This is a genomic window from Klebsiella scottii (genome assembly GCF_036561945.1).
Classification (GTDB): domain Bacteria; phylum Pseudomonadota; class Gammaproteobacteria; order Enterobacterales; family Enterobacteriaceae; genus Klebsiella; species Klebsiella scottii.
Genome location: NZ_JARXNI010000020.1, coordinates 1,079,703 through 1,092,360 on the forward strand (window position 1 = coordinate 1,079,703; position 12,658 = coordinate 1,092,360).

Here is a 12,658-nt window from a genome sequence, read left to right on the forward strand (position 1 = left end):
TATTCCTGAAATTGGCCAAAGGGCTGCGGGCGATGGCAAAAAACGGTAAACTTAGGTTCTGTTGCCATCCTTCGCGAGCCTATGTCATCCGTTTAATGCCTTTGCCATTCCGCCTTACGCCACTCCTCCCCGTACTCCTGCTGCTGGCCGGCGCACCGGTTTGTGCCCTGCAGGGAAGCAACGCTTTTAGCGAGAAACAGACGACGCTGCCCGATCTTGGCATCGCTCCCCAGCTTGATGAAGATGCGCAGCATTTTGCCGAAATGGCGAAAAAGTTCGGCGAGGCCAGCATGAGCGATAATGGTCTTACTACCGGCGAGCAGGCGCGGATGTTTGCGATCGGCAAGATTGGCACCGAGGTCAGCCAGCAGCTGGAAAGCTGGCTATCGCCGTGGGGCAACGCCAACGTTGATTTGCTGGTGGATAAGGAGGGCCGCTTTACCGGCAGCAAGGGCAGCTGGTTTGTGCCGCTGCAGGATAACGGCGACTTCCTCACCTGGAACCAGTATGCGGTGACCCAGCGCGATAGCGGCCTGGTGGGCAATATCGGCCTGGGGCAGCGCTGGCGGGTCGGAACATGGCTGCTGGGCTATAACTCATTTTACGATAAGGTGCTGGATGAAAGCCTGGCGCGCGGCAGCATCGGGGCCGAGGCGTGGGGAGAGTCGATACGCCTGTCGGCTAATTACTACCATCCGCTGGGCGGCTGGCAGCAGGGTGAGAGCCTGGCCCAGGAGCAGCGCATGGCAAGCGGCTACGACGTTACGGCCCAGGCGCGGCTGCCCTTTTACCAGCATATTAATACCAGCGTCAGCGTCGAGCAGTATTTCGGCGACAGCGTTGATCTGTTCCATTCGGGCACCGGCTACCATAATCCGGTGGCGGTCTCGGTGGGGCTCAACTACACCCCGGTTCCGCTGGTGACGGTTACGGCAAAGCATAAGCAGGGCGAAAGCGGACTCAGTCAGAACAACGTCGGGCTGAATCTGAACTATCGCTTCGGCGTGCCGTTAAAACAGCAGCTGGCGGCCGACGAGGTGGCGATCAGCCGCTCCCTGCGCGGCAGCCGCTACGACAGCCCGGAGCGCGATAATCTGCCGGTGGTTGAGTATCGTCAGCGCAAATCGCTGTCGGCCTATCTGGCTACGCCGCCGTGGGATCTGCAGTCCGGGGAAACGGTACAGCTTAAGCTGCAGGTTCGTAGCCTGCATGGGATTAAATCGCTGAAATGGCAGGGGGATACGCAGCTGCTGAGTTTGACATCGCCCGTGGATGCTAGCAGCCCTGACGGCTGGAGCGTGATTTTGCCGGCCTGGAGCGGTGAGCCGGGCGCGACCAACCTGTGGCATCTGTCGGTGGTGGTAGAAGATAAAACGGGTCAGCGCGTCTCTTCCAATGAGATCGCACTGGCGCTGACCGAGCCGCTGGTAAAATTCTCGGCCCAAGGCGTATCCTGGCGGGAACTGCCCTAGAAAACTCGCTCCTGGTGTACCCAGACCGCGGCTTCGACGCGCGATTTCAGCTTCATTTTCTTCAGCATATGCTTAACGTGTACCTTGACGGTACTTTCGGTGATCTCCAGACGGCGCGCGATCATTTTGTTCGGCAGGCCCTGGGCGATAAGCTTGAGAATATCGCGCTCGCGCGGGGTCAGCTGGCTGATATCGCGGTCCGAGGTGGCGCGGTTGGCGCGCAGGCTGGCCGCCAGCACCGGCGTTAACGCCTCGCTCAGCACCATCTCGCCGGCAGCCGCCTGCTGCAGGGCTTTCAGCAGATCTTCCGGCTCCATGTCCTTGAGCAGATAGCCGTCAGCGCCGCGTTTTAAGGCGGTGACCACGTCCTCTTCATGGTTGGAGACGCTGAATACCACCACCCGGCCGGAGAGCGATTTCTCGCGCAGCTTATCGAGGGTTTCCAGGCCGTTCATGCCCGGCATGTTGAGATCCAGCAGGATCAGGTCTGGATCCAGCGACTCCGCCAGCGCAATACCTTGTTCGCCGTTACTGGCTTCGCCGATCACCTGGATGTCGGATGCCATGCTAACCAGCTGTTTAACGCCGGTGCGCAGCATCGGGTGATCGTCAATGAGAAGGATGGTTGCCCGTTCCTGTTGACTCATGGGGTTCTCCTATTGGATTGAAAACGATTTTTCCGGGATAAAAGTGACGACCACTTCGGTACCGCCCGTCTCGCGACGGCGTACCTGGCAGTCTCCGCGCAAACTCTGGGCGCGATCCCGCATAATAATTAAACCGTAATGGTTACTACGTTCGGCATGGTCGGGTACGCCGCGGCCATTATCCGCGACCGCCAGCCTGACCTGATTATCCCGCAGCGACACGGTTACGGTGACTTCCGTCGCTTTGGCGTGCTTCAACGCATTACTGAGCGCCTCGCGGGCGATTTGCAGCACATGGATCGCCTGGTGCGAGGGGACGAAACGCGGCGGCAGCTGGTAGTCCAGCCTTACCGTAAAGCCGAAATGGGCGCTATATTCCAGGCAGCTCGCTTCCAGCGCCGGACGCAGTCCCGGTTCGGTTAACTGTAGCCGGAAGGTGGTCAGCAGCTCGCGCAGCTGCGCCCAGGAGGTATTCAGCTCATTACGAATCTGGCCCAGCAGCTGGCGACTCTCTTCCGGTAAATTTTCTCCCTGCATCTGCAGACAGCTGACCTGCATCTTCATGCAGGAGAGCGACTGGGCAATCGAGTCATGCAGTTCGCGAGCGATAGTGGCGCGCTCCTCCATGACGATCAGCTGCTGCTGATGCTCCTGATGCCTGTCCAGCGCCAGCGTCGAGGTCAGCTGCTCGACCAGGGTATCCACCAGCTGCTGCTGATCGTGGCTCAGATGGCGGCCCACCGGCAGGGTGGCCAGCAGAATGCCGTACTGGTTATGGGCATCAGACAGCCGCCACTTCAGCGTTGCGCCGCCGTCGGGCAGGGGCGGCAGATCGCGCGGACATAAATAACAGCCTTTATCATCGCAGTGAAAATCTGAATGACAGGCGAATTCCTGATGGTTGTCTTCATCTTCGAAGTCATAGACCCTGACTTCAATATCGCGCAGCAGCGTCAGCCCCTGCAGGCCGTTGAGCACCGGCGAGATTCGCTCGCAGAGCGGGGCGCTGGAGTGCAGGCGGCGGTTGGCCTGCCACAAAAAAGCGAGGATTTCGTTTTTCTGCTCCAGACCCGCGGTTTTTTCCTGCACCCGCCGCTCGAGCACGGAATAGCTTTCCGCCAGCTCTTCCGACATGTTGTTCAGCGCCATCCCGAGGGTGGCCATTTCATCGCGTCCGCGGATGTGCACGCGCTGGGTAAAGTCGCGATGGCTGATCGCGCGGGCCATCTCCAGCAGCTGTTTCCACGGGCGTAGCAGCCTCGCCCGCAGCCAGACGATGGTGAACAAAAACAGCAGCGCCATGCCGCAGCCTAAGATCCGCTGGATCCAGACAACGTGCCTGATGCGCTGTTCGGTCGTATGGTCAAAGGCGGTGACCAGATGGTCTATCCGGTCGACAAAGCTGGCGACATCGGTGGCGACGGTCGCCTGATTTTGCGCATGCCGCATCCCCGGCGCCAGCTCCTGCTGCCAGTAGTGCTGTAGCGCTTTAAGCTGGTTTTGCTGGCCGTCACGCAGGGCGGCGTCCTGCAGCTCTTTGCTAAATACGGTGGCGGTCATTTCGTCGATCAGCCTGCTGTCGCTCGCGTTGAGCGGCACCGCGGCCAGCAGGCGATAGCTCTGCATTCTCAGCGAGCCCGCTTTGTTAATCGCGTGCGCGCTGCCCTGGACGCCGTGCACCAGCCGCGCGGATATGCCGATCCCGGTGACGCCAATGGCCGTCGAAAGCAGGACAATCAGCGCCAGTTGATTCACCAGCGTGAGCGGGGTAAAAAGACGTTTTAACATAGAATGAGTGGCTCCTGACCGGCAAACCATCCGGGAGTGGGACCTATTCTCGGATATCCGATGGAGTATACCCATACCTATAAAGGATTACCCCTTAATTGTCGGTGGTAGGTGGTCTGCCAGGAGGGGATCGGTCAAAGCTGGCAGCCTTGTGAAAAACCACACTTTTTTAAGCGAAAATAACTACCCCCTTCGGAGGATGATTTTTTTTTAAGCCAATTGGTGACAACTTTTCCTTTGATTTATATCAACTTACTGCCGCCTGTAACCCCTAATGTATCTGCGGGATATATGAATAATCAGAGGTATATATGAGTCAATCTTCCCTCCCGGAGAAGACTACCACTTCGGTCATCACCGACTGGCGTCCGGAAGATCCTGAGTTTTGGCAGCAGCGCGGTCACCGTGTCGCCAGCCGCAACCTGTGGATCTCCGTGCCGTGTCTTTTGCTGGCGTTTTGCGTTTGGATGTTGTTCAGTGCCGTGGCCGTTAACCTGAATAAGGTCGGCTTTCAGTTTAGGACCGATCAGTTATTTATGCTGACCGCGCTGCCGGCGCTGTCTGGCGCGCTGCTGCGCGTGCCTTATGCGTTCATGGTACCGCTGTTCGGCGGCCGCCGTTGGACGGCATTCAGTACCGGGATCATGATCGTACCTTGCGTCTGGCTGGGCTTCGCGGTGCAGGATACCTCTACGCCGTTCAGCGTCTTCGTTATCATCTCCCTGCTGTGCGGTTTTGCCGGGGCAAACTTTGCTTCCAGCATGGCGAACATCAGCTTCTTCTTCCCGAAACAGAAGCAGGGCGGGGCGCTGGGTATTAACGGCGGTCTCGGCAACATGGGCGTCAGCGTCATGCAGCTGGTTGCGCCGCTGGTGGTGTCTGTGTCTATTTTCGCCGTCTTCGGCGGGACCGGCACCGAGCAGCCGGATGGTTCAATTCTGTATCTCGAAAACGCGGCCTGGATTTGGGTTCCGTTCCTTGTCGTCCTGACTCTGGCGGCATGGTTCTTTATGAACGACCTGTCGGCCTCGAAAGCCTCGCTGCGCGAGCAGCTGCCGGTGCTCAAGCGTGCGCATCTGTGGATCATGGCGCTGCTGTACCTGGCGACCTTCGGCTCGTTTATCGGCTTCTCCGCCGGTTTTGCGATGCTGTCTAAAACGCAGTTCCCGGACGTGCAGATCCTGCACTACGCCTTCTTCGGGCCGTTTATTGGCGCCCTGGCGCGCTCTACCGGCGGGGCTATCTCTGACCGTCTGGGCGGGACCCGCGTCACGCTGGTCAACTTCGTGGTGATGGCTATCTTCTGCGGCCTGCTGTTCCTGACGCTGCCGACTCACGGTGAAGGCGGTAGCTTTATCGCGTTCTTCGGCGTGTTTATGGTGCTGTTCCTGACCGCCGGGCTGGGGAGTGCATCTACCTTCCAGATGATTTCGGTTATTTTCCGTAAAATGACCACCGATCGGGTGAAGGCGCAGGGCGGTAGCGAAGCGCAGGCGATGCGTGAAGCGGCGACTGATACGGCGGCGGCGCTGGGCTTTATCTCAGCGATCGGTGCGATTGGCGGCTTCTTTATCCCGAAAGCGTTCGGTATCTCTTTGGATCTGACCGGCTCTCCGGCGGGGGCGATGAAAGTCTTCCTCGTGTTCTACGTGGCCTGCGTAATCATTACCTGGCTGGTTTACGGACGTAAGCAGAAGTCCTAAGCGACGCGGTTTACCGGCAAAAGGCGCAATCTGATTTGCGCCTTTTTTTACCCCGCAAATCGTTGCCGCTGCCGTCGCGCGGCGGCGCGCAGAAATTCAGCAAAACCGTCTCCGGTCGTCCGGTCTACCCCTTAATACCTATATGGATAATGCTCGTGCTTCGAATGGCGTACTTTTCCACTAAAAACCTTATAAAACAGTTAGATAAAAAATAGAAAAAGCTAATACCAAAGTGGTAGCTGGCGATTTGGGCGATGTTTATAAGGCATTTCGCATTGATCGTTATCAATTCTCTCCCTCTTTCATAGCGTTACCTTCGCTGCAAATCCAGCAATGTCGATTTATCAGAGAGCCGTCAGGCTCCAAACAGGAGAAACCCATGAGTAAATTCCTGGACCGGTTTCGCTACTTCAAACAGAAGGGCGAGACCTTTGCCGATGGGCACGGCCAGCTTCTACACACCAACCGGGACTGGGAGGATGGATACCGCCAGCGTTGGCAGCATGACAAAATCGTGCGTTCCACCCACGGTGTAAACTGCACCGGCTCATGCAGCTGGAAAATTTATGTCAAAAATGGCCTCGTCACCTGGGAAACCCAGCAGACGGACTATCCGCGTACCCGCCCGGATTTGCCCAATCATGAGCCCCGCGGCTGCCCGCGCGGCGCCAGCTACTCCTGGTACCTGTACAGCGCTAACCGCCTGAAATATCCGCTGATGCGTAAGCGCCTGATGAAAATGTGGCGTGAGGCTAAGGTTCAGCACAGCGATCCGGTTGCGGCCTGGGCTTCGATTATTGAAGATGCTGATAAAGCCAAAAGCTTCAAGCAGGCGCGCGGCCGCGGCGGCTTCGTACGCTCCTCCTGGCAGGAAGTGAATGAGCTGATTGCCGCGTCCAACGTTTATACCGTCAAAACCTACGGCCCGGACCGCGTCGCGGGCTTCTCGCCGATCCCGGCGATGTCGATGGTCTCCTACGCTTCCGGCGCGCGCTACCTGTCGCTAATTGGCGGCACCTGCCTGAGCTTCTACGACTGGTACTGCGACCTTCCGCCGGCGTCTCCGCAGACCTGGGGCGAGCAGACCGACGTACCGGAGTCCGCCGACTGGTACAACTCGAGCTACATTATTGCCTGGGGTTCTAACGTTCCGCAGACCCGTACCCCGGACGCCCACTTCTTTACCGAAGTCCGCTATAAAGGCACCAAAACCGTTGCCATCACGCCTGACTACGCCGAAATCGCCAAGCTGTGCGACCTGTGGCTGGCGCCGAAGCAGGGTACCGATGCGGCGATGGCGCTGGCGATGGGCCACGTTATGCTGCGCGAGTTCCATCTCGACAAGCCGAGCCAGTACTTCACCGACTACGTCCGTCGCTACACCGACATGCCGCTGCTGGTGATGCTGGAAGAGCGCGACGGCTACTACGCGGCGGGCCGTATGCTGCGCGCGGCCGATCTGGTCGATTCTCTCGGCCAGGAAAACAACCCGCAATGGAAAACCGTGGCGATTAACGCCAACGGTGAGATGGTGGCGCCGAACGGTTCAATCGGCTTCCGCTGGGGTGAAAAAGGCAAATGGAACCTTGAACAGCGCGATGGCACATCCGGCGAAGAAACTGAACTGCAGCTGAGCCTGCTGGGCAGCCAGGATGAGATCGCGCAGGTCGGCTTCCCGTACTTTGGCGGCGAAGGCACCGAACACTTCACCAGCGTTGAGCTGGAAAACATCCTGCTGCATAAGCTGCCGGTAAAACGCCTGCAGCTGGCGGATGGGACGACCGCTCTGGTGACCACCGTTTATGACCTGACTATGGCCAACTACGGCCTGGAGCGCGGTCTGGACGATGAAAACTGCGCCAAAAGCTATGATGACGTCAAGGCGTACACGCCGGCGTGGGCTGAAAAAATTACCGGCGTTGCCCGGGCAAACATTATTCGTACCGCCCGTGAATTCGCCGATAACGCCGATAAGACGCACGGCCGCTCGATGATCATCGTCGGAGCGGGTCTGAACCACTGGTATCACCTCGATATGAACTATCGCGGCCTGATCAACATGCTGGTGTTCTGCGGCTGCGTCGGCCAGAGCGGCGGCGGCTGGGCGCACTACGTGGGTCAGGAAAAGCTGCGTCCGCAGACCGGCTGGCAGCCGCTGGCGTTTGCCCTTGACTGGCAGCGTCCGGCACGTCACATGAACAGCACCTCTTACTTCTATAACCACTCCAGCCAGTGGCGCTACGAGTCGGTCACCGCGCAGGAGCTGCTGTCGCCGCTGGCGGATAAATCCCGCTACACCGGCCATCTGCTGGACTTCAACGTGCGCGCCGAACGTATGGGCTGGCTGCCGTCCGCGCCGCAGCTTGGAACTAACCCGCTGCGCATCGCCGAAGAGGCGAAGAAAGCCGGTATGACGCCGGTTGACTACACCGTGAAGGCGCTGAAAGAGGGCTCCATCCGCTTTGCCGCGGAGCAGCCGGAAAACGGTAAAAACCACCCGCGTAACCTGTTCATCTGGCGTTCTAACCTGCTGGGCTCTTCCGGTAAAGGTCATGAATATATGCTGAAGTACCTGCTCGGTACCGAGCACGGTATTCAGGGGATGGATCTGGGCAAACAGGGCGGCGTGAAGCCGGAAGAAGTGGAATGGCAGGATAACGGCCTCGACGGCAAGCTGGACCTGGTGGTAACGCTGGACTTCCGCCTGTCGAGCACCTGCCTGTACTCCGACATCGTGCTGCCGACCGCGACCTGGTACGAAAAAGATGACATGAATACTTCGGATATGCATCCGTTTATTCACCCGCTCTCTGCCGCCGTCGACCCGGCCTGGGAATCGAAAAGCGACTGGGAGATCTACAAAGGCATCGCGAAGAAATTCTCCGAAGTCTGCGTCGGGCACCTCGGAAAAGAGACCGACATTGTGACCCTGCCAATCCAGCACGATTCGGCCGCCGAACTGGCGCAGCCGCTCGACGTGAAGGACTGGAAAAAGGGCGAATGCGACCTGATCCCAGGGAAAACCGCGCCGCACATCATTCCGGTTGAGCGCGACTATCCGGCAACCTGGGAACGCTTCACCTCCATCGGCCCGCTGATGGAGAAAATCGGCAACGGCGGTAAGGGGATTGCCTGGAACACCCAGAGCGAGATGGATCTGCTGCGCAAGCTCAACTACACCAAGGCCGATGGCCCGGCGAAAGGCCAGCCGATGCTGGATACGGCGATTGACGCGGCTGAGATGATCCTCACCCTCGCGCCGGAAACCAACGGCCAGGTGGCGGTGAAAGCCTGGGCGGCGCTGAGCGAGTTTACCGGTCGCGATCACGCGCACCTGGCGCTGAATAAAGAAGACGAGAAAATTCGCTTCCGCGATATCCAGGCGCAGCCGCGCAAGATTATCTCCAGCCCGACCTGGTCAGGACTGGAAGATGAGCACGTCTCCTATAACGCCGGCTACACCAACGTTCATGAGCTGATCCCGTGGCGTACGCTCTCGGGTCGTCAGTCCCTCTATCAGGACCACCAGTGGATGCGTGACTTTGGTGAAAGCCTGCTGGTGTACCGTCCGCCGATCGATACCCGCTCGGTGAAAGCGGTGATGGGTAAGAAATCAAACGGCAACCCGGAGAAAGCGCTCAACTTCCTGACGCCGCACCAGAAATGGGGCATTCACTCGACCTACAGCGACAACCTGCTGATGCTGACCCTCGGTCGCGGCGGGCCCATCGTGTGGATGAGCGAAGCGGATGCCAAAGATATGGGCATTGAAGATAACGACTGGATTGAAGTCTTCAACAACAACGGCGCCCTGACCGCGCGTGCGGTAGTGAGCCAGCGCGTGCCGGCCGGGATGACCATGATGTACCACGCGCAGGAACGAATCATGAACCTGCCGGGTTCTGAAATTACCGGTCAGCGAGGCGGGATCCACAACTCGGTGACCCGTATTACGCCAAAACCGACGCATATGATCGGCGGCTATGCGCACCTGGCATACGGCTTTAACTACTATGGCACCGTCGGATCGAACCGCGATGAGTTTGTGGTTGTACGTAAGATGAAGAACATTAACTGGCTGGATGGCGAAGGCAATGACCAGGTACAGGAGAGCGTAAAATGAAAATTCGTTCACAAGTCGGCATGGTGCTGAATCTCGATAAATGCATCGGCTGTCATACCTGCTCAGTCACCTGTAAAAACGTCTGGACCAGCCGTGAAGGGACCGAGTACGCGTGGTTCAACAACGTTGAAACCAAGCCGGGCGTCGGTTTCCCGACCGACTGGGAAAACCAGGAAAAATGGAAGGGCGGTTGGGTTCGTAAGATCAACGGCAAACTGCAGCCGCGTATGGGCAACCGCGCGATGCTGCTGGGTAAAATCTTCGCTAACCCGCATCTGCCGGGTATCGACGACTACTACGAGCCGTTTGATTTTGACTACCAGACGCTGCATAACGCGCCGGCTGATAGCAAAGCGCAGCCGATTGCTCGTCCGCGTTCGCTGATCACCGGCCAGCGCATGGCTAAAATCACCAAGGGTCCGAACTGGGAAGACGATCTGGGCGGTGAGTTCGAGAAGCTGGCGAAAGATAAGAACTTCGAGAACATGCAGAAGGCGATGTACGGCCAGTTCGAAAATACCTTCATGATGTATCTGCCGCGTCTGTGCGAGCACTGCCTCAACCCGGCGTGCGTGGCGACCTGTCCGAGCGGCGCTATCTACAAGCGTGAAGAAGACGGCATCGTGCTGATCGACCAGGACAAGTGCCGCGGCTGGCGGATGTGTATCACCGGCTGCCCGTACAAGAAGATCTACTTCAACTGGAAGAGCGGTAAATCTGAGAAATGCATCTTCTGCTACCCGCGCATCGAAGCGGGCCAGCCGACCGTGTGTTCAGAAACCTGCGTCGGCCGTATCCGCTACCTTGGCGTACTGCTGTATGACGCGGATGCGATTGAAACCGCGGCGAGCACCGAAAACGAGAAAGATCTGTACCAGCGTCAGCTGGACGTCTTCCTCGATCCGAATGACCCGAAAGTCATCGAGCAGGCGCTGAAAGACGGCGTACCGCAGGGGGTTATCGACGCCGCCCAGAGGTCGCCGGTCTACAAGATGGCGATGGACTGGAAGCTGGCGCTGCCGCTGCATCCGGAATACCGCACGCTGCCGATGGTCTGGTACGTGCCGCCTCTGTCACCGATTCAGTCCGCGGCGGATGCCGGCGAGCTGGGGAGCAACGGTATTCTGCCGGACGTGGAAAGCCTGCGTATTCCGGTTCAGTACCTGGCAAACCTGCTGACCGCAGGCGATACCCAGCCGGTGCTGCTGGCGCTGAAGCGCATGCTGGCGATGCGTCACTTTAAACGCGCTGAAAGCGTTGATGGCGTAGTGGATACCCGCGCGCTGGAAGAAGTGGGTCTGAGCGAAGCCCAGGCGCAGGAGATGTATCGCTACCTGGCGATTGCCAACTACGAAGACCGTTTCGTGGTACCGAGCAGCCACCGCGAGCAGGCGCGCGACGCCTTCCCGGAAAAAAGCGGCTGCGGCTTCACCTTCGGCGACGGTTGCCACGGTTCGGACAGCCAGTTCAATCTGTTCAATAGCCGCCGCATCGACACTATCGACGTGACCAGCAAAACGGAGCCGCACCCATGATTGAACTCGTGATCGTGTCGCGCCTGCTTGAGTATCCTGACGCTGCCCTGTGGCAGCATCAGCAGGAGATGCTGGAGGCGCTGGCGTCATCGGAAAGATTCGCCGCGGAGGATGCCCGCAGGCTGGGCGACTTCCTGCGCCATTTGACCGCCCGGGACGTGCTGGATACCCAGTCTGATTACAGCGAACTATTTGACCGCGGACGGGCGACGTCGCTGCTGCTGTTCGAACATGTTCACGGTGAGTCCCGCGATCGTGGTCAGGCGATGGTCGATCTGATGGCGCAATATGAGCGTCATGGCCTGGAGCTCGACAGCCGTGAGCTTCCTGACCACCTGCCGCTGTACCTGGAGTATCTGGCGCAGCTGCCGGAAGATGAAGCTATCGCCGGGCTGAAGGACGTGGCGCCGATTCTGGGTCTGCTTAGCGCCCGCCTGCAGCAGCGCGAAAGCCGTTATGCGGTACTGTTCGAACTGCTGCTGAAGCTGGCGGATACCCGGGTTGATAGCCAGAAAGTCGCGGAAAAAATCGCCGATGAAGCCCGCGACGATACGCCGCAGGCGCTGGACGCGGTATGGGAAGAAGAGCAGGTGAAATTCTTTGCCGATAAAGGCTGCGGCGAATCAGAAATTGCCGCTCACCAGCGTCGTTTTGCCGGAGCTGTGGCCCCGCAATATTTGGATATCTCTAACGGAGGACAGCAATAATGCACTTCCTGAATATGTTCTTCTTTGACATCTACCCGTACATTGCCGGTTCGGTATTTCTGATCGGTAGCTGGCTGCGTTACGACTATGGTCAGTACACCTGGCGGGCCTCTTCCAGCCAGATGCTGGATCGCAAGGGGATGAACCTGGCGTCTAACCTGTTCCATATCGGGATCCTCGGTATTTTCGCCGGCCACTTCCTCGGGATGCTGACGCCGCACTGGATGTATGAGTCCTTCCTGCCGATGGACGTGAAGCAGAAGATGGCGATGATTGCCGGCGGCGCCAGCGGCGTGATGTGTCTGGTCGGCGGCGTGCTGCTGCTCAAGCGCCGTCTGTTCAGCCCGCGCGTGCGCGCAACCACCACTAGCGCAGATATCCTGATCCTCTCGCTGCTGCTGGTTCAGTGCGCGCTGGGCCTGCTGACGATTCCTTTCTCGGCGCAGCATATGGACGGGAGCGAAATGCTCAAGCTGGTCGGCTGGGCGCAGTCGGTGGTGACCTTCCACGGCGGCGCTTCACAGCATCTGGACGGCGTGGCGTTTGTGTTCCGCCTGCACCTGGTGCTGGGGATGACGATGTTCCTGCTGTTCCCGTTCTCCCGCCTGGTGCATATCTGGAGCGCGCCGGTAGAGTACCTGACGCGCAAATATCAGATTGTTCGCGCCCGTCGCTAATGACGC

General features: G+C 58.7%; 8 protein-coding genes. 6 read left to right on the top strand and 2 right to left on the bottom strand.

Going from position 1 to position 12,658, the window contains the following annotated elements; all coding sequences use genetic code 11:
- The first annotated feature begins 95 nt into the window (after positions 1-95).
- A complete protein-coding gene (locus QFI97_RS12785; RefSeq protein ID WP_095101992.1) occupies positions 96-1,472 on the top strand; it encodes a YchO/YchP family invasin in 1,377 nt (458 codons plus the stop codon).
- On the opposite strand, the gene narL is transcribed toward QFI97_RS12785, so the two are convergent.
- Together narL and narX are read right to left on the bottom strand one after the other, a co-directional pair.
- Positions 1,469-2,119, bottom strand: coding sequence for a two-component system response regulator NarL (gene narL / locus QFI97_RS12790; protein ID WP_041146087.1), 651 nt, complete (start codon positions 2,117-2,119; stop codon positions 1,469-1,471). The genes QFI97_RS12785 and narL overlap by 4 nt on opposite strands.
- 9 nt (positions 2,120-2,128) lie before the next feature.
- Positions 2,129-3,907 carry a nitrate/nitrite two-component system sensor histidine kinase NarX gene (gene narX, locus QFI97_RS12795; RefSeq protein WP_331834369.1) on the bottom strand — a complete coding sequence of 593 codons (1,779 nt, stop codon included), beginning with the start codon at positions 3,905-3,907 and terminating at the stop codon, positions 2,129-2,131.
- Positions 3,908-4,218: 311 nt separating this feature from the next.
- Between narX and QFI97_RS12800 the strand changes: the two genes are divergently transcribed.
- The 5 genes from QFI97_RS12800 to narI all read left to right on the top strand — a co-directional run bounded on the left by QFI97_RS12800 (position 4,219) and on the right by narI (position 12,652).
- Entirely contained in the window at positions 4,219-5,610 is a 1,392-nt protein-coding gene (locus QFI97_RS12800) for a NarK family nitrate/nitrite MFS transporter (RefSeq protein ID WP_095101996.1), read from the top strand.
- Positions 5,611-5,989: 379 nt separating this feature from the next.
- The gene (locus tag QFI97_RS12805; protein ID WP_346431317.1) at positions 5,990-9,733 is read left to right on the top strand and encodes a nitrate reductase subunit alpha; all 3,744 of its coding nucleotides are present in this window, start codon (positions 5,990-5,992) and stop codon (positions 9,731-9,733) included.
- Positions 9,730-11,268, top strand: coding sequence for a nitrate reductase subunit beta (gene narH, locus QFI97_RS12810; protein ID WP_095102000.1), 1,539 nt, complete (start codon positions 9,730-9,732; stop codon positions 11,266-11,268). Before QFI97_RS12805 ends, narH begins: the two co-directional genes overlap by 4 nt.
- Positions 11,265-11,975, top strand: a complete 711-nt coding sequence (narJ, locus tag QFI97_RS12815) for a nitrate reductase molybdenum cofactor assembly chaperone (RefSeq protein WP_346431318.1) — start codon at positions 11,265-11,267, stop codon at positions 11,973-11,975. Before narH ends, narJ begins: the two co-directional genes overlap by 4 nt.
- A complete protein-coding gene (gene narI, locus QFI97_RS12820; RefSeq protein ID WP_095102003.1) occupies positions 11,975-12,652 on the top strand; it encodes a respiratory nitrate reductase subunit gamma in 678 nt (225 codons plus the stop codon). The genes narJ and narI overlap by 1 nt, the downstream gene beginning before the upstream one ends.
- Positions 12,653-12,658: the final 6 nt, after the last annotated feature.